The organism is uncultured Thalassospira sp. (assembly GCF_963976115.1).
GTDB lineage: Bacteria > Pseudomonadota > Alphaproteobacteria > Rhodospirillales > Thalassospiraceae > Thalassospira.
Genome location: NZ_CAXBJJ010000001.1, coordinates 109,942 through 126,698, shown reverse-complemented (window position 1 = coordinate 126,698; position 16,757 = coordinate 109,942). Strand labels below are relative to the sequence as shown.

General features: G+C 52.5%; 18 protein-coding genes and 1 riboswitch. Of the genes, 7 read left to right on the top strand and 11 right to left on the bottom strand.

Features of this window, described 5'->3' with window-relative positions:
* Window positions 1–66 precede the first annotated feature (66 nt).
* Both AAC086_RS00595 and AAC086_RS00590 read left to right on the top strand, forming a co-directional pair.
* On the top strand, window positions 67–894 hold the full coding sequence (locus AAC086_RS00595; protein ID WP_339774117.1) for a peptidoglycan DD-metalloendopeptidase family protein: 828 nt from the start codon (window positions 67–69) through the stop codon (window positions 892–894).
* Between the two features lies 1 nt (window position 895).
* Window positions 896–1,249: a DUF1491 family protein gene (locus tag AAC086_RS00590; protein WP_339774116.1), complete on the top strand. Its 354-nt coding sequence runs from the start codon at window positions 896–898 to the stop codon at window positions 1,247–1,249.
* Between the two features lie 108 nt (window positions 1,250–1,357).
* Here the strand turns inward: AAC086_RS00590 and AAC086_RS00585 are convergent, their stop codons facing one another.
* Window positions 1,358–2,020 carry a peroxiredoxin-like family protein gene (locus AAC086_RS00585; protein ID WP_339774115.1) on the bottom strand — a complete coding sequence of 221 codons (663 nt, stop codon included), beginning with the start codon at window positions 2,018–2,020 and terminating at the stop codon, window positions 1,358–1,360.
* A gap of 141 nt (window positions 2,021–2,161) precedes the next feature.
* A complete protein-coding gene (locus AAC086_RS00580; RefSeq protein ID WP_339774113.1) occupies window positions 2,162–3,067 on the bottom strand; it encodes a LysR family transcriptional regulator in 906 nt (301 codons plus the stop codon).
* 126 nt (window positions 3,068–3,193) lie between these two features.
* On the opposite strand from AAC086_RS00580, the gene AAC086_RS00575 reads away from it, so the two are divergent.
* Window positions 3,194–3,832, top strand: coding sequence for a glutathione S-transferase family protein (locus AAC086_RS00575; RefSeq protein ID WP_339774112.1), 639 nt, complete (start codon window positions 3,194–3,196; stop codon window positions 3,830–3,832).
* A gap of 94 nt (window positions 3,833–3,926) precedes the next feature.
* Here AAC086_RS00575 and AAC086_RS00570 read toward each other — a convergent pair whose 3' ends face one another.
* Window positions 3,927–4,247, bottom strand: a complete 321-nt coding sequence (locus AAC086_RS00570; RefSeq protein ID WP_339774111.1) for a peptidylprolyl isomerase — start codon at window positions 4,245–4,247, stop codon at window positions 3,927–3,929.
* 154 nt (window positions 4,248–4,401) lie between these two features.
* Between AAC086_RS00570 and yaaA the strand changes: the two genes are divergently transcribed.
* Both yaaA and AAC086_RS00560 read left to right on the top strand, forming a co-directional pair.
* Complete coding sequence (gene yaaA / locus AAC086_RS00565; RefSeq protein WP_339774110.1) at window positions 4,402–5,175, top strand: peroxide stress protein YaaA; 774 nt, start codon at window positions 4,402–4,404, stop codon at window positions 5,173–5,175.
* 48 nt (window positions 5,176–5,223) lie between these two features.
* Window positions 5,224–6,288 carry a glycosyl transferase family protein gene (locus AAC086_RS00560; protein WP_339774109.1) on the top strand — a complete coding sequence of 355 codons (1,065 nt, stop codon included), beginning with the start codon at window positions 5,224–5,226 and terminating at the stop codon, window positions 6,286–6,288.
* 74 nt (window positions 6,289–6,362) lie between these two features.
* Here the strand turns inward: AAC086_RS00560 and AAC086_RS00555 are convergent, their stop codons facing one another.
* The 6 genes from AAC086_RS00555 to AAC086_RS00530 all read right to left on the bottom strand — a co-directional run bounded on the left by AAC086_RS00555 (window position 6,363) and on the right by AAC086_RS00530 (window position 11,018).
* Entirely contained in the window at window positions 6,363–6,905 is a 543-nt protein-coding gene (locus tag AAC086_RS00555) for a DUF924 family protein (RefSeq protein WP_339774108.1), read from the bottom strand.
* 23 nt (window positions 6,906–6,928) lie between these two features.
* Window positions 6,929–7,600 (bottom strand): ABC transporter ATP-binding protein, encoded by a 672-nt coding sequence (locus AAC086_RS00550; RefSeq protein ID WP_339774107.1) that lies wholly within the window; start codon window positions 7,598–7,600, stop codon window positions 6,929–6,931.
* A complete protein-coding gene (gene cbiQ, locus AAC086_RS00545; protein WP_339774105.1) occupies window positions 7,582–8,403 on the bottom strand; it encodes a cobalt ECF transporter T component CbiQ in 822 nt (273 codons plus the stop codon). Before cbiQ ends, AAC086_RS00550 begins: the two co-directional genes overlap by 19 nt.
* Window positions 8,361–9,086, bottom strand: a complete 726-nt coding sequence (locus AAC086_RS00540; protein WP_339774103.1) for a hypothetical protein — start codon at window positions 9,084–9,086, stop codon at window positions 8,361–8,363. Before AAC086_RS00540 ends, cbiQ begins: the two co-directional genes overlap by 43 nt.
* A gap of 3 nt (window positions 9,087–9,089) precedes the next feature.
* Window positions 9,090–9,713, bottom strand: a complete 624-nt coding sequence (gene cbiM, locus AAC086_RS00535) for a cobalt transporter CbiM (protein ID WP_339774102.1) — start codon at window positions 9,711–9,713, stop codon at window positions 9,090–9,092.
* A gap of 156 nt (window positions 9,714–9,869) precedes the next feature.
* Window positions 9,870–10,060: riboswitch (cobalamin riboswitch) on the bottom strand.
* Between the two features lie 154 nt (window positions 10,061–10,214).
* Complete coding sequence (locus AAC086_RS00530; protein WP_339774100.1) at window positions 10,215–11,018, bottom strand: DUF4198 domain-containing protein; 804 nt, start codon at window positions 11,016–11,018, stop codon at window positions 10,215–10,217.
* Between the two features lie 329 nt (window positions 11,019–11,347).
* Between AAC086_RS00530 and AAC086_RS00525 the strand changes: the two genes are divergently transcribed.
* Entirely contained in the window at window positions 11,348–12,832 is a 1,485-nt protein-coding gene (locus tag AAC086_RS00525; RefSeq protein WP_339774098.1) for a hypothetical protein, read from the top strand.
* A gap of 123 nt (window positions 12,833–12,955) precedes the next feature.
* The gene (locus tag AAC086_RS00520; RefSeq protein WP_339774096.1) at window positions 12,956–13,396 is read left to right on the top strand and encodes a MerR family DNA-binding transcriptional regulator; all 441 of its coding nucleotides are present in this window, start codon (window positions 12,956–12,958) and stop codon (window positions 13,394–13,396) included.
* Between the two features lie 97 nt (window positions 13,397–13,493).
* Here AAC086_RS00520 and AAC086_RS00515 read toward each other — a convergent pair whose 3' ends face one another.
* Together AAC086_RS00515 and AAC086_RS00510 are read right to left on the bottom strand one after the other, a co-directional pair.
* Window positions 13,494–16,193, bottom strand: coding sequence for a bifunctional acetate--CoA ligase family protein/GNAT family N-acetyltransferase (locus AAC086_RS00515; protein ID WP_339774094.1), 2,700 nt, complete (start codon window positions 16,191–16,193; stop codon window positions 13,494–13,496).
* A gap of 236 nt (window positions 16,194–16,429) precedes the next feature.
* Window positions 16,430–16,750: a hypothetical protein gene (locus AAC086_RS00510; protein WP_339774092.1), complete on the bottom strand. Its 321-nt coding sequence runs from the start codon at window positions 16,748–16,750 to the stop codon at window positions 16,430–16,432.
* Window positions 16,751–16,757 lie beyond the last annotated feature (7 nt).

The following is a 16,757-nucleotide window of genomic DNA, read 5'->3' as shown; positions in this document are numbered from 1 at the left end:
TAAATTGACTACGCACAAAGGCAGCATGTTACAGCATGTTGCCTTTTGTTTTTGCGGAGCTTTGGTGTGACCCTTGGTATTTCGGTTTCCATCACAAACGATGATGATGATGATTTGGCGCAAGGCGAACAGCGCCTTGCCACCTGTTTGGCGCGTCAGGCCAGCGGTGAAAACCCGATGCCGCAGGCAGCTTCGCTAACGGGCTGGATTGTTGATCATCAGCCGGATTTTGCATCTGTTTTGACGCATGATCTGAGAACCTGCCGTAAAATTGTTTACGATTTTAGCCGTAATGGTGATGTTGTGATTGGCGGCACCAGTGATCCGGCCCGCCAGACAGACCTGATGTTTGCGCAGATGGCGGCTGCCAATGCCCCGGTCGGTGTCGGGCGCTATCGCGAAGACCGTATCTGTTATCAGTCGCCACAGTTTAAAAACGGCGGTGAAGCCAGAAGCCAGCATTTGGGCATTGATCTGTTTTTGGCTGCGGGAACACCGGTTTTCATGCCGCTTGATGGCGTGGTTCACAGTTTTGCCGACAATAATTTGCCGCTGGATTATGGCCCGACAATTATCATGGAACACAACCCGGCACCCGCCATCCGGTTTTGGACCCTCTATGGTCATTTAAGTCGAGACTCGCTTGACGGGCTTTGCGTAGGCAAGGCCTTTGCCAAAGGCGAGGAATTTTGCCGGTTTGGCGATTATCCAGTTAATGGCGACTGGATCCCCCATCTGCATTTTCAAATTATTTTTGATCTGCTGGGCAAGCGCGGCGATTATTTTGGCGCAGCCAAACCGTCGCAATGGGATGTATGGGAAGCTATTTGCCCCAATGCCAATCTGATTTTGCAAATGCCCGAAGATGTCACCGCCAGCCGAGATGGTATTTGAAATGATGCAACCACGGTTAAAAGCGGGAATATGGGTGCGGGGGCAAATTGCGATTTGCCAGGCCCATAGCATTACAGCGATGGTTGTTCATAAGGGAAACGAGGATGCCGGTGCTGTTCTGGTCAAGCTGAACCATTTCGCCAATGGCTGTTTTGTTTATTCCCGTGTGACGACGATGGATGGTGAACTGGGCTGGATGCAGGTGGCCGGGGGCGGCGACGGCGGGCGCGAAACTGAAATGCAATGCGATGAATATTGTCGCAAGCAGGTTTCGTTTGACCGCGATGTCTGGGTGCTGGAAATCGAGGACCACAAATCGGTCTATGAACTTGATGCACCAATTGTTGAATTTTAAAGGAAACATACTTTAACGCATTAACGTGTTGTAAAATAACATAAAACAGCCCCCGCTTATGATTTTGGCCAGGGGCTACTTTAGTAAATAGTTGCTAACGACAAGCCGTTATGTGGCGGCGGTTAAAACCGGGATCATGTCTTCGGGGTCGGGGCGGAGGGTATAATCGGGGTTAACATCGGCATATAAAATGATGCCGTCACGGTCAATCACGTAGCGTGCCGGCATCGGCAGGGTCCATGCCGGGTCATCGTTAAAGTTCGGCAGGTCGTTTTTCATGCTTTTGTACAGATCGACAAGATAATCGGGCAGGCTAAAGCGCAAACCAAATGCCGCGCCGATATCTCCTTTGGGATCTGACAAAATTGGAAAGGTCAGATTGTTCTGACGCACCGATTTGCGACTGTTGGGGGCTGTTTGCGGTGAGATGGCAATAATTGACGCCCCCAATTTGTCAAATTCGGGTTTGGCGGCCTCAAGCGCCTGAAGTTCCATATTGCAATACGGGCACCAGACCCCGCGATAAAAGCTGATAACAAGGGGGCCTTTTTTTAACAGGTCCACAGAACTTATCGCGTTGCCTTCCGGGTCTTTCAAGACAAATTCCGGTGCCTGATCACCGGTTTTTAAAGCACGATCAGCGGCCCCCGATGCAATCAGTTCGGCGGTTGCCCGGTGCATGGTTTTAATAACGGCAGGCGGCACGTTATAGGGCGGTTTACCCGCTTCAAAATCGGCTTTAAAGGCGTCTAGCTGTGCTTGTAAGGACATGATTTTTTCCACAAATGTTAATCGCGCATCTAGTCTCACTGTGCGGGGTGTGATCATCTGGCAAGCGCGACGGGATGATGTTGTTGCGGCAAATCTATGGAAAACAAGCCATGGTTGGAAGTCTGGCAAAAAGCATTTTGGTTATTCCGTGATGGAATAATTGCGCAGACTAAGGTTCTTTTCGATAAAGCTGACAAAGGCACGGGCTTTGGTGCTGGCCTGGCGACCGGCGGGGTATACGGCCCATAAATCGAGTGTCGGCAGGTGCCAATCGTTTAAAACCGCAATGACTTTTCCACTTTCGAGTTCGGGTGCAAACATCCATTGCGAAGAAACGGCACATCCCAAACCGGCAAAGACCGCTTCGCGAACCCCTTCGGCGGCGGTTACGCGAACGCGCCCCTTCAGGGCAACAACATTTTCAATTTCATCCTGCCGGAACGCCCAGATCGATCCGCCGCCACGTTGATCATAAATAACCGCCTGATGTTTGCCCAGGTCTTGTGGGGTGTGCGGAATACCGGCTTTGTCCCAATAGGCGGGGGAGGCCAGAACCAGCCGCTTGTTTTCACCAATTTTGCGGGCCGTCAGATTGGAGTCGGGCAGAATTCCTATTCTAAGGGCAACATCAATGCCGTTTTCAATCAGGTCGATATTTCGGTCATCCAGCACAATGTCGATATCGAGTTCGGGGTGGGCATCGAGAAATCCCTCCAGCCTGGGGATCAGATGCAGGCGGGCAAAGGTGACAGCGGCACATATGCGCAACCGGCCAGCAAGGGCTGTGCCTGCACCGCGCGCAGCATCATCGGCTTCGTCGGCGGCTTCGATGGATCGTTTGGCACGGTCATAGAATGTTTTGCCAGCTTCGGTCGGTGTTAACCCGTGGGTGGATCGCAACAGCAAACGCACGCCCAACCGTTCTTCAAGCTGGGAAATTGCCTTGGAAATTGCAGGTTGGCCGATATGAAGTTGCTGTGCTGCCCCGGAAAACGATCCGACGTCAATGACCTTCACAAAAGCCTGCATCGTGGCAAACCGGTTCATCGTTATTCCTTTTCGACATAATCCTTATGGCACAGCACCCTCTAGCGCATCGGGCAATGTGAAGGCAATTCTGACATGGATTTACCGAAAGGTAAGCTGATTTTCACCCGACGAGGGACGCCTGATATGTATATATTTTACGCGTTTTCGACCCCGAACAGCCTGCGTGTTGCCATCGCACTGGAGGAACTGGGACTTGAATATAAAATTGTCCCTATAAATGTGCGCACCGGTGAACAAAAAACCGAAGCCCATTTGGTGCGTAATCCAAACGGAAAAGTCCCGGTTCTTGTTGACCCTGATAGTGTGACCGGTGAACCGTTTACCCTGACGGAATCCGGGGCAATCCTGCTTTATCTGGCCGAGAAAACCGGAAAATTGCTGCCTGAAAATACGCAAGAAAGGGCCCGCGTTTACGAACAAGTGTTTTTTCATCTTACCGGTATTGGCCCTGCCTTTGGGCAATTGGGTTATTTCAAACGTCAGGCCAGTGCCGAAATGCCAGTGGCGATAAACCGGTTTCAGATTGAAGCCGACCGCGTTTTGGCCGTCTTTGATCGCACCCTTGCCAGCCGTGTTTTTGCCGCAGGCCGCGCATTTACCTTGGCCGATATCACTCATTTCAGCTGGTTGTGGCGGCGCGAATTTGCCGGTATTGGTTTTGATCACATCCCCAATGTTGAACGTTGGTATCGCCAGATCGAAAGTCGGCCCGCCGTATTGCGCGCAATTGATAAATTAGGGGCTCTGGTACCCGATCAGTAAGGTGGGGATGAGTCAGCAAAAGGTATTTGGTGAATTTTTGACATAAAAAAGGCCCGCAAGCAATTGCAGGCCTTTGATTTTTTGACGCGTAAAATCAGGCGGTACGCTGCAAGATATGATAACCGAAATCGGTTTCAACAACGTCTGATACAGTGCCAACTTCCATGTTGAAAGCGGCCTGATCAAATTCGGGAACCATCATGCCACGGCCAAACAATCCGAGGTCGCCGCCCTGCTGGCCGGACGGGCAATCGGAATTGGCTTTGGCCAGTTCGGCAAAATCGGCACCGTCATTAACCTGGGTCTTCAGATCCTGGATCAGGGCCAGGGCTTCATCTTTGCTGCGTGATGCGGTCGAGCGTGCCGAACCGGTATACATCAGCAAAATGTGCGAAGCGCGAACTTGTTCACTCATGATTCTTCCTTTCGATCCGGCCGCTATAGGAGGCAAATGGCCGGAAATCTGCTAAATTTCGAAATTATGGGAATTGCTATCAATTTCGCTTTCCCATAAGCCTTGTGGCTTGTTACGACAAAATCACCAGTGATGAAAGAGAAGAGGCTTAAAAATGCTTGCTGTTGTTTCCCCGGCCAAGAAACTGGATTTTGAAACACCGGCACCGGAGATGCCTGTAACCCAGCCGGTGTTCCTTGATGATGCCGTTGAGCTGGTTGCGGTTGCGCAAAAGAAAACGCGCCGCGATTTGATGAATTTGATGCACATTAGCGAGGAGCTGGCGGAATTGAACGTGCAGCGTTTCGCGCATTTTTCAACGCCTTTCAACCGCGATAACGCCAAGCCAGCCGTGTATGCCTTTCGCGGTGACACCTATATCGGACTCGATGCCGATAATCTGACACCCGATGATCTCGATTGGGCAGAAGACCATTTTCGGATGCTTTCCGGTTTGTATGGTGTTTTAAAACCGCGCGATCTGATGCAGGCCTATCGTCTGGAAATGGGCACCCGGCTTGAAAACAGTCGTGGCAAAAACTTGTATGAATTCTGGGGCGATAAAATTGCCCGTCATCTTAATGACATTACCCTTGAGCATAAAAACAGAACATTGGTCAATCTGGCGTCTAACGAGTATTTTAAAGCCGTTAAGACCAAACTGATCGAAGGGCCGGTGATTACACCGGTGTTTAAGGAGATCAAGGGGAACACCGCGAAGGTTATCGGATTTTCAGCCAAGCGTGCCCGTGGTATGATGTCACGCTTTATGATAAAGAACCGTATTGAAGCACCGGAAGACCTGAAATCCTTTGATATGGACGGTTATGTTTACCGCGACGATTTGACACAGGGAAATGACTGGGTCTTTACGCGCACCCACGAATAGGGTAGTGCCCGTTTTCACAATCCATCCACAAATGAAGTGAGCGACCAGATGAGCGACGATCATCTAGAGCAGCCCGACGACGAAAACCAGTTGCCTGAAGCCCATCCGTTTTCCGGGTATTTGCGGCAGTTTTTTCGCGGGCCGGGCCGTTCGCGCAGCCTGACACGCGACGAGGCATTTGACGCCTTTTCCATGGTTCTGCGCGACGAGGTCGATCCGGTTCAGTTGGGTGCCTATCTTTTGATGTTGCGCTATCGCGGGGAAACCCCGGAAGAACTGGCTGGCATGATCGAGGCCGTGCGCGCGATCGCGCGCCTGGAGCCCGATGACAGCGATGTGCCTGACGCCTGCCATCCGATGTTGGACTGGCCTTCCTACGCAGCGGGGCGCACACGGGGCTTACCGTGGTTTGTGCTGTCGGCTTTGCTGCTGGCGCAAAACAAGGTTCCCGTTCTGATGCATGGTTATAATTCGCATCTGATCAAAGGGGTTGGCACCGAAGCTGCCTTTAAGGCACTGAAATTGCCAATTGCGATGTCGGCAGAAGAAGCACGCTCAGACATTGAAACGCATGGGATTGCCTATTTGCCCCTGCGCCATATTCATCCGAAATTACAGGAATTGATCGGCTTGCGCCCGCTTTTGGGGCTGCGCAGCCCGGTGAACACCCTGTTACGGCTGTTAAACCCGCTACAGGCCAAGGCGGCATTTCTTGGGGTGTTTCACCCGGCCTTTCTGGATGTTCACCGCGAAACCGGCAAATTGCTGGCATTGCCGCGTATCGGCGTGATCAAGGGCGGCGGCGGCGAGGCGGAACGGACACCATACAAACATGTTGATTTGCGCTTGCTTGATAATGGCGTTCTAAGCGATTTGCGCTGGCCTGCCGCATTGGCGCGCAATGAAAAACCCGAGGATGATGCCATCCCTGCCAAGATGGAACATTTTATGGGTGTCTGGCAGGGCGAGATCGAAGACAGGGACGCCATTGCCAAAATTAAGGGCAGTGCCGCCATGGCGGCCTATCTGGCGGGGCGGGCCGATTATATTGACGAAGCCGAAAGTCTGGTCGAAGGGTGGTGGGAAAACCGCCAGATCAAGCGCGCGAAATAACCCGGGCGATTGCCGGTTATCGCGGTAAAATCAAAAGGGCAGGTGGTGCGATTTGGGTCGCCCGCCTGCTTTAATTAAAAGGACGATCCGGGCTGTTGCAAAAACGCCAGTTCTTCGGGGGTTGATTGCCGCCCCAAAACGTCATTGCGGTGCGGATAACGGCCAAAACGGTCGATGATTTGCTTGTGGCGTTTTTCAAAATCCAGATTGTTTTCCAACCCTGGTTGATCAAACAGGGTCAGGGCGATGTCGTGAATGATTTCTGATTCCGAATGCATATAGGGCATATACAGGAACAATTTTTCAGGGGCAGAGGTCAGGTCTTCATCCGCTTTTTGCAAGATTGCTTCCTGTGCCAGAATCAATGCGATTATGTCGCACGAAAAAGCCTCGGCACGGTCGCGAAACATATTGCGCGAAAACTGGTCCAGAATGATGATTTCAGCCAACCGCCCGCGCGCCGTAGCGCGCCAGAGGTATAGCTCGCCCACACGAGCACTCGCATGGAAATCGGCAAAGCGTTCGCTGATATGGCGGTCAAGTGCAGTGTCTTTTTCAAACCACTGTTTGGGGGTTAGTTCCTTGAACCAGAAATTTAAAATCTCGTCCGGGTTCATTGTATGTTCTCCACCATGGGTTTTTACCATGTTTCGGATTCTGAAATCAGTTTGCCATTGTGCAGTGTTACCTTGCGGGTTGCAACCTGATCGAGAAAAGACTGGTTATGGGAAACAATAACCATTGCCTGTGGCAGATTTTGTAAAATTTCGATCAGTCGGCTTTCAACACGATGATCCAGCCCGTTGGTGGGTTCATCGAGCAACAGAATTTCGGGTGCCATTGCCAGCACTGTTGCCAGCGCGACCAAACGTTTTTCCCCGCCCGATAACTGGTGGGTGATACGGTTTTCAAAACCGGTCAACCCAAGATCGGCCAGGGTTTTATGCGAAATTTCAAGGGCATCGGCATCATTATACCCCAGATTTAGCGGGCCAAAAGCAACATCCTCGATCACGGTAGGACAAAAAAGCTGGTCGTCAGAATCCTGAAACAGCAAGCCGACCTTGCCGCGAATGGCACGGAAGTCTTTTTCAGTTTTACAGGGTTTTTGCAGGACCGTGATTGTGCCTTTTGGGGCGGTTTGCAACCCCATCATAATATGGAGCAATGTGGTTTTTCCGGCTCCGTTCGGGCCGGTCAGCGCAATTTTTTCACCTGGTGCCAGGGTGAAGCTGGCATGGTCCAATACGGGTTTTGTCGCGGAAAATGAAAAACAGATATTGCGTAGCACAATCAGATCAGGGGCGGACACAGGACCTCCAGCGTGATCAGGGCTGCCAGCAACAGCGCCATAAACAGCAGAAATATATAATCAGATGGTGTCGGACGCGACAGACGGGTGAAATGAAAGTGCCCATGAAATCCGCGACATTTCATCGCCCATACAATGCGTTCGGATCGGTCATGCGCGCGCACCAGCAACATTCCCACCAGATATCCCATCATTTTCCAGCTGTGCCGGTTGCTGCGCAGGTGAAAGGCTCGGGCGCGCATTGCTTGGCGCAGTCGCAAATATTCCTGGTGAAGAACGTCGATATAACGAACGGTGAACATCAGTAATGTTGTCAGCTTGGTGGGCATATAAAGGCCCATCATGCCGCGACCAAGGTCTGTGCTGCCCAGTGACCCTAACAGCGCCATCACCATGAAAATAACCGCGTTGGCCTTCAGGCCGATCATGATGGCCTGGTCGATGCCCTGGTGCGATGCTGTATGCCCCCATAATGTGAAAACGATATCGCCAGGATAGGTAAAGGGCAGCAACAGCAGGGTTGCAAAAATAAACCCGTCCATCGCCAGAACCCGTTTTAGGGTTTTAGCCCATTCCAATGATGAAAGTGCCACCATAACAGCCGCCGCAAGGATGGTGGCACATGCGGCCTGCCAGCTTGTGGCGGAAACAACAAAAACAGCGAAAACGATGGTGCAAACAATGCGAAAACGCGGATCAACATGGCCGATCCCCTCGGTGGCCGTTTTACGGCTGGCGGGCGATAGCACGATATGGCGGGTCATGCGCGCGGGGGCGTTATTTTCTGGCGCGCTTGCCACCATGCGATGACGCCGAAAATGCCAATGATAATGCCCAGCCCGCCGATAATATCTGAGAACCGAACCTTGTCTTCGTATGCCACAATCTGTTCGCGCAACGGGTTTACCTGCTTGGCAACCGCATGGCTAACCAGTTGCGAAAGCTGTTCTGGTGATATTGAAATGCGTTGCGGATTTGCTGTTTTGCCCGATATGCTTTCGGGGGTAGCAAAGGACGTTGCGGCGTCGGTGGTATTATTTGTGGTGTCAGCAGGGGCAAGCGCAATAACAGTGCCAACCGCATCGGGGGTTGCCGCTGGCAACGCATCGGAAAGCTCTGCCGCGCCAAGGGTGTAGGCCGCCGCATGGCCATCGCCGGTATTGGCACGGATCACGTAATCATCAAGGTGATCAACCTGCAATCGGAACGCGCCCGTGGCATCGGTCTGCCCTTGCAACAACACCTTGCCCGCACTGTTTTCGACCGAAAGTTTGGCATGTTGCGGGCGGGCTCCACCGCCAAAATAGGCATAACCTTCGATGATATTGCCATCGCCGAGGGCGAAAACATGAAAGCTGTGTGCCCTGGCCAAACCGGGCAGGGTTAGAATCACAGTTGCGATGACAATTATCGCAAGAGCAAAAAGGGGGAATGTCGAAGGGCGGTTTTCAGAACGGCGGGTGCGCAAAGCGGGTATTATGGTCATTGATCAGACTGCCATACGGGTGGTTGGCCCTGATAACAACAGGGCCGGGCGGACCTTTTTGATCAGGCCAAAGGCTGCGGCAGTCAGGAAGCCTTCAACAACCATGATGGGAATGTTGGTGATAAAAACCAGCCGAGCCGTTGCAATAAATTCCTGCCCGCTCAGCGCAAGGGACAATCCGACCATAACTGCACTTAGCATAATGGCCGAAGCGCCGGCAACAAACGCGGTTATCATCATGGTGCGCCCGTCGGTTCGGGCCAGTATCGGGCCAAAGACCAGCCATACGGCAATGGCGGGCAAGGCCATGTTCACGGTATTAACACCCAGAACCGTTATGCCGCCAAACCCGAAAAAAACGGCCTGTAGCAACAGGGCAATAAATACCGCCGGAACAGCGGCCCACCCTAAAATCAGGCCCAGCAGGCCATTCATGATCAGATGAATACTGGTAGGCCCGATGGGCACATGAATGAGAGAGGCGACGAAAAAAACGGCACTTAGCAGGGCGATGCGCGGCATGTTTTCGATGGTGACCTGTCGCAAACCAAAGGCAATGCCGCCCACCGCAATGACTGCACCTGCAACCACCACGTCGGTTGACAAAACACCATCCACAATATGCATTGGGCCGCCCTTTGCTGCGCTGGCCGGAAAGGGGCCAGACTGGTTTATCGTCATGCATGTATCAGGGGGAAGATGCCATAACGGCGGAAAGCATCGATATAACAGGCCGTATTCGACCGTCATTATCGCGCCGTTCCACCGGTACACCCCGCCCGATACAGCTGTGTTGATCAGGGCAGGTTTCCTGGCTTGCGATAACAATTTTCGCCTTCCCGGAAAAACCCGGTGGTCATTGAAAATTATGGTCGCTTACAGTTGCGGGGGCAGCTACGGCATGGGTAAAAATTACGGCACCGTATTCCCTTTTATCCAGGTGAGCCCGGATCACCATGATCAGCCAACAGCGTAGCGGCGAAAGACAATAAAAGTCAAGCGCCACCACGCTATTTTTCATATTTTTTGTAAAAATTTATGACGCAAGAAAATCATTCAAGCCTTTGTTTTAAAATGAATGATGTGCGATTTTTGCGTCATCAGTTTTGCTTTTTAAGCAATGCTGGCTTATTGGCCCTGACGGATGGGATCGTTGGTTTTAACCCATAAAACACCACCGCGTTCAACTGGCACGTCTGTTGTGCCATCCGGGGTTGGCAGGGTGCCGTCTTCGATCAAGGCTGCAAAGACCCACCAGCCCGCCCAAGGTGTGGTGTAGGAAAAGGTACCATTTGCATCTGCTTTGATGATCTGGGTGGAAAAGCTGTCATTGGGCAGGGTGATGCTGCCGTCATTGCGAAATTCCACTTCGATTTCGGCGAAGGGAACCGGTTTGCCATTATGTTTGACGATGCCGCTAAAGCTGTTGCCTGCCCATAGTCCATAGGGGCGCGACAACGGTTCTATTTCCACCGGAAACCCCACCATCTGGTCCCAGTTGCTGCCATCACCAAAGGCATCAATCACGGTTTTTGTGTATTGGACAATGTATTTACCTTCCGCCGGTTCGTAATAGGGTTTCGGCTCAAGGTAAAAGACGTATCCGGCCGGGCGCGGCACCGTGACATCGGCCTGATAAGCCTGTTTTCCGTTCACATCATGGCGGGTTAAATGGTCCAGAAGATCGGTTTTCTCGCCATTGACCTGCATGCCGAATTGTACCGGGTGCGCCATTTCCATTGTTGGTCCCCCGTCGGTGGGATGGGTGAAAATCATGTCAAAATGCACATCCTTGCCCGTTTTCTGATCGACCACATTGGTGTTGGGGATCAGTTCCTGAAAATGGGCTTGCGCCGGGCCAGATACACAGGAAAAAACAGTAACGCCGGTGGCAAATGCCAGGCGCGCTGACTGTTTAAGGAATTGCATCATCTTATCCTTTTTAATGCGATGGAATCTGGTGGTGCCAGACGCTAGTTTTGTGCAAATGTTTCGTCAAGTGACTGAAATCACATTTATCATAAAAAATAAAAAATCGTATGAATTAATTCCGGGCGGTGTAAATGACGGCACAATACCCCTCAATGAGGGGAGGCAGAATGATGATGGAAATTGTAAGCTGACGTCGTTGTCTTGTTTCCACGTGTGTTGTGCTGATGTTATGTTTTGGCGGCGCGTTTGGGCAATAGTGCTCGTCAGGCCTGTCAAGCGGGCTGCGAAACCATTTGCCGCAACATTGTGAACAAGATGAGGGGGCGAAGATGTTACGTATGGTGTATGTGACGCCGGATGGCGGGCACCACTGGGTTGACAGTGAATGGCGGGATACCAGAACATTGCGGGCAGCCATTGATGATAGCCAGCCGGGGGATTTGATCCGCCTGTTACCGGGCAACTATTTTCTGCCCGAAGCGATCGACCTGCCACGGGACGGCACACCGGGCGAACCAATTATTATTCGCGGTGAACATGGGGCGATTATTGATGGTCGGCGGCCACCGGACCCCGAAGTATCGGCCACCAGCCCGGGGCCGTTGCGCTATGCAGCATTTCGTATGGTGAACCGCTGTCATATCCGATTTGATAACCTTCGGATCGAACGGTGCTGGCCCAGTGCTGTTTACATGGAAAACAGCCACCATCTGACCTTTAAGGACATGCAGATTGTGGGCGGAACCTATGCCTTCTATGCCGATGGGCCACAATGTCGTCATTTAAGCGTTGTTAGATGCGACTGGATGCAGAATGACAGCCTGTGGCGTTACATCAACTGGGCCATGGTGCATGATGGTGAATTGGTACCGGGCGAAAAGGCACCCTATCGTTATTTGAACGGGGCCTTTTTTGGCAGCAACAATATCGCTGGCGATGTGGTGATTCGCGGCAATAATATTCGTCATTGTTATAATGCGATCCGGTTTGATCTGTCGGATGACAATGAGGACGCGCCGTTGGGGCAGTTCAATTGCAATGTTTTGATCTGCAATAACGTGTTTTCTTTTGTGCGCGATAACCCGGTCGAGCCCGAAAGTGTGGCGGTGAACTGGTGGGTGGTCAATAACCAGCTTTACAACTGCCATAAATGGTTTTCCCAGGATGGCGCGCGCGGCGGGTTCTGGTATTATTTTGGTAATCGGGGCTGGTTTGATTCCCGACCAGGGCCGGAAGGGGACGATAATAATGGCGGAGCTGTTTTTAAATTTGGCAAAGACCCCGATGCGCTGCCCGAATTGCCGTTTGAATGTTTTCACAACAGTTTTTACCTGCGCCAGCAATATGTAAAAAAGGGCACCACCCGCAATTGGCGCCATCGCCGTAATGCGATTGGCTATGCCGATGATGCGCAATTACCGCCGGGGTTAATGAACCCGGATCAACCATTTCTGGGCGAAGACCTGGTCCTGTCTGAAGCCGACAATGTGTCATTTGAGGGCGATTTGTGCAATCACCCGACATTCCCTGAAATATTTGACAATTATCCCGGTGTCTATCTGGGCGGAACGCCGGTTGACGGTCAGGTGTTTCGTGCGGGCATTTGCGGTGACCTGGCACTGGTGCCGGATAAGGCAGAGCCCTTTACCCAGCCGCTCGCGGTTGGCATGCCCGACGGCACGGTGTGGCATTCGGCCAATGGTTTGATGCCCGGCGCGCTTGATGGCAACAGCCTGTTTAAAGGCCCCAAATACCGGCCAATTGATCGTGATTATCTTCAGCAGTGCCTTGGGGGTGATTCGGATGACGTTTAGGCTGGCATTTGCGTCAACTCCCGATCTTGTGGTTTGCTGCTAACGTTAGCGTAAATTTATTGACTTCGACGTTGGTCTGGGGTGATGGTGTTGGTTGGGTGTCTTTGAGCATAAGAAGAACAGATGAACGATAAGCTTTACAGCATTACCGAACTTGCCGACGAATTTGACATCACGCCCCGGGCTATCCGCTTCTATGAAACCAAGGGGTTGTTATCACCGCAGCGGGCAGGTGCAACGCGGGTTTATAACTATCGTGATCGCGCCCGTCTGGTTCTGATTTTGCGGGGCAAGCGGCTTGGTTTTACGCTGGAAGATATCAAGGAATATATCGACCTTTATGATGCGGACCGAAGTCATGCCGAGCAATTGGCGCATTTGATGCTGGTGGGGCGTAAACGCATAACTGAGCTGGAACAACAGCTTGACGATGTTCAAACAACATTGGGCGAGCTTCGTAAAATAGAATCAGAAGCCGCTGATGCCTTGCGCAAGCGGGGGCTGGACCCGGAAGAATCGGTGCGTGAGATCAGCAAGAAATTACCCACGAAAGTTGGTGCCTGAACCCGCCGCGCGATTTTGATTTGTTGATGGTCTGAAATCAAGCCCCCCGCCAGACGTTCGTTTGGCGGGGGGCTGTTTTGGGTTGTGCAGCTTGGTTTTAATGGCTCGGCTTGGTTGGTTGACCCAGCGGTAAAGTCACTTCAAAGACTTCTTCGTCTTCCAGATATTTGCGTGTGAAGCCCAATTTTTCGCACAGGGTTAACATGCGGCGGTTATTGGGCAGAACCTGCCCAATAAATGTGGCGACGCCTTTGGCGCGGCAAAATTCGATCATTTTTTCCATCAGGATTCGGCCAAGGCCACGTCCTTTGATGTCAGATCGCACCATGACGGCATATTCTGCATGTTCATTGTTCGGGTCGATCACAACCTGGACAATGCCGTGAATATCCCCTTGCGAGGTCCCGTTGGGAACAGTGGCCACGAAGGCCATCGCGCGGTCGTAATCCAGCTGGGTCTGACGGGCCATTTCAGAATGTGGCAATTCACGGACGGAACCAAAGAAACGAAAGTGGATGTCTTCCGGGGTCAGCTTGGACATGAAAGCGTAGTGCGCGGGTTCGTCTTCGGGTTTGATTGGGCGCAACATATAGGTTGTGCCGTCTTCCAGAACGATTTCCTGTTTGAGATGGCGCGGGTAGGGATGAATGGCCAGGCGTTTGTCGTCGCTTTCAACCTTGGCGGTGACCTTGATGCGGGCATCAAGGGCGATGACGCCTTTCTGGTCAATCAAAAGCGGGTTCATGTCGAGTTCAACCACTTCGCCCAGATGCACAACCAGTTGCGACAGGCGCACCAGCGTCATGTACAGTTCTTCGAGGTTAACCGGCGGCACATCGCGATAACCCTTTAACAGGTTATAAATGCGTGTGCCTTCAACCAGTTCGCGGGCCAGCTTCATGTTAAGGGGGGGTAACGCCATGGCACGGTCACGCACCACTTCCACTTCCACCCCGCCATGACCAAACAAAATCACCGGGCCAAAAATCGGGTCGGTGGTCATGCCGACAATCAGTTCGCGGGCATTGCGGCGTTTCACCATTTCTTGCACGGTAAAGCCGCGCAGGCGGGCATCGGGGAACTGTTTGCCAATGTTTTTAAGCATCTTGGTCGCAGCGCGATGAACTTCTTCGCTGCTTTCAAGGTTCAAAACAACTCCGCCGACATCGGATTTGTGGCTAATGTCGTCCGACAGAATTTTAAGGGCAACCGGAAAGCCGATTTTTTCGGCTGTGGCAACGGCTTCTTCAGTGTTTTCGACCGACAGAGTTTTAACTGTGTTAATGCCGTAGCAATCCAGAACGGCCTTGGCTTCGGGTTCGGTCAGCATGGTGCGTCCGGCATGGATCGCCAGATGAATGATGCCCCGTGCCTTGTCGATTTCGGGTGTGAAATCCTGGGGCACTGACGGGGGCGTTTCCATCAGCAAATCCTGCAATTTGCGATAATTCACCATATGCTGGAACGCGGCCACGGCCTGTTCGGGGGTGTTATAGGTTGGAAGACCTGCTTCGTTAAACAGGACGCGGGCAGGGGCGACGGTTGCTTCGCCAACCCAGTTGGTCAGAATGTTCTTTTTGCTGTTTTTGACTGAATTAATCACGCCACGCGCCACTTCTACCGGGTCGGTAATGGCGGTTGGGGCATGCATGACCAGCAGGCTGTCGATATTCGGGTCGGCCAATACTTTGTCGATGGATTTGGCATAGCGCTCGCCTGGGGCATCGCCAATAATGTCAACCGGGTTGGCGTGGGACCAGGTATCGGGCAGCACGCTGTTCAGGTTATCAATGGTCGACTGTTCCAGATGGGCCAGATGGCCGTGGCGCTCGATCAGGGCGTCGACGGCCAAAACGCCGATGCCGCCGCCATTGGTGATGATGCCAAGCTTGTCACCGCGAAACGGGCGCATGCGCGACAGGGTTTCGGCCGCTGAAAACATTTCGGCGATGGTATACACCCGCAAGACACCGGCACGTTTGATCGCCGCATCAAACACGTCATCCGCCCCGGCCAATGCGCCGGTATGCGATGCGGCAGCAGCGGCACCTTCAGCAAAACGGCCAGATTTGATGCACAGAATGGGTTTGTTGCGCGATGCGGCACGGGCGGCTGAAATAAAGCTGCGGCGTTCATGGATCGATTCGATATACAGCATGATCGCGCGGGTTTCGGGGTCCGAGCCCAGATAGTCGATCACGTCGCCAAAATCGACATCATCGCATTCGCCCAGCGACACGAAATGCGAAAAACCAACCCCGCGCGCGGCGGCCCAGTCCAGAACTGCCGTGCACAAGGCGCCAGATTGCGAAACAAAGGCGATTTTACCCTTGCTGGCACTTTGATGGCTGAAGCTGGCATTCAGGCCAATGGGGGGAACCATCAGGCCCAGGCAGTTTGGTCCCAAGAGGCGCATTTTATTGCGCGCCGCAATTTCAAGCATCGCCTGTTTGACGCTGCGTGTTTCGTCATGCGGTGTTGTGCCAAGGCCTGCGGTTAACACAATGGCGGCCTTGCAGCCTTTGCGATCCAGGCATTCCATGACGGAAATCACGGCTGCAGGCGGCACACAAATGACGGCCATTTCCGGCACGACAGGAAGATTTTCAACATCGGGGTAGGCAAGAACCCCGCCAATGGACTGGCTGCGCGGATTAACCGGCATGATCGGGCCGTCAAAGCCCCCCGCCAGTAAATTGCGCATGATGACCTGCCCAACCGAATGCGGGCGGTTTGATGCGCCGATAACGGCGACTGACGACGGCTTGAAGAGGTGCTCTAGGTTGACTGTGCTCATAACCGAATTCCTGCTTTGCTCTCTGAATGGACGCCGCGCCGATCTGTGCGCTATGTGACCCGTTTTCGGTTCAATGTGATCCCGATCAGAATAATTTCTTTTCGCAGGTGCGGAAAATATGGCGTCTGGTGTCTGTTTGCCTTGTTCTGAATCAAAACCGCGACAGGCTTCACATTTCTGGAACAAAAATTGTTCTGTGGCAGGGTGAAGTAACACAGGCTGGAATGCAAACAGCTTTAATGCATGTGACCTTCCTGACCGTGATCAAGGTCATGGCGTTCCGAGTCTTCAAGCCATTGTTCAACTTCTGCGGCACCGCCCATGGCCAGGGCGATAGCAACATCGTTATGCACATGATCCAGGCTATCAAACATCGGGCACCAGCCAAATGCCTGTATGCGTTCATCCGTGGTCGAAGCAATGGTAAAAAGGTCGCCGTCTATCGGGTGGACGGTGCCGTGAATAACGTCGTTTTCACCAATGATCAGCCAGCCGTCGCTTGATCCGCCAAGTGTACCCAGTTGAACTTTTCGCAATTCAATTTTTGCAATTTTCATTGGTTTT

Coding starts and splice junctions, on each gene's coding strand:
- AAC086_RS00590 (WP_339774116.1), top strand. CDS start 896: ATGATGCAACCACGGTTAAAAGCGGGAATATGGGTGCGGGGGCAAATT.
- AAC086_RS00585 (WP_339774115.1), bottom strand. CDS start 2,020: ATGTCCTTACAAGCACAGCTAGACGCCTTTAAAGCCGATTTTGAAGCG.
- AAC086_RS00580 (WP_339774113.1), bottom strand. CDS start 3,067: ATGAACCGGTTTGCCACGATGCAGGCTTTTGTGAAGGTCATTGACGTC.
- AAC086_RS00575 (WP_339774112.1), top strand. CDS start 3,194: ATGTATATATTTTACGCGTTTTCGACCCCGAACAGCCTGCGTGTTGCC.
- AAC086_RS00570 (WP_339774111.1), bottom strand. CDS start 4,247: ATGAGTGAACAAGTTCGCGCTTCGCACATTTTGCTGATGTATACCGGT.
- yaaA (WP_339774110.1), top strand. CDS start 4,402: ATGCTTGCTGTTGTTTCCCCGGCCAAGAAACTGGATTTTGAAACACCG.
- AAC086_RS00560 (WP_339774109.1), top strand. CDS start 5,224: ATGAGCGACGATCATCTAGAGCAGCCCGACGACGAAAACCAGTTGCCT.
- AAC086_RS00555 (WP_339774108.1), bottom strand. CDS start 6,905: ATGAACCCGGACGAGATTTTAAATTTCTGGTTCAAGGAACTAACCCCC.
- cbiQ (WP_339774105.1), bottom strand. CDS start 8,403: ATGGTGGCAAGCGCGCCAGAAAATAACGCCCCCGCGCGCATGACCCGC.
- AAC086_RS00540 (WP_339774103.1), bottom strand. CDS start 9,086: ATGACCATAATACCCGCTTTGCGCACCCGCCGTTCTGAAAACCGCCCT.
- cbiM (WP_339774102.1), bottom strand. CDS start 9,713: ATGCATATTGTGGATGGTGTTTTGTCAACCGACGTGGTGGTTGCAGGT.
- AAC086_RS00530 (WP_339774100.1), bottom strand. CDS start 11,018: ATGATGCAATTCCTTAAACAGTCAGCGCGCCTGGCATTTGCCACCGGC.
- AAC086_RS00525 (WP_339774098.1), top strand. CDS start 11,348: ATGTTACGTATGGTGTATGTGACGCCGGATGGCGGGCACCACTGGGTT.
- AAC086_RS00520 (WP_339774096.1), top strand. CDS start 12,956: ATGAACGATAAGCTTTACAGCATTACCGAACTTGCCGACGAATTTGAC.
- AAC086_RS00515 (WP_339774094.1), bottom strand. CDS start 16,193: ATGAGCACAGTCAACCTAGAGCACCTCTTCAAGCCGTCGTCAGTCGCC.
- AAC086_RS00510 (WP_339774092.1), bottom strand. CDS start 16,750: ATGAAAATTGCAAAAATTGAATTGCGAAAAGTTCAACTGGGTACACTT.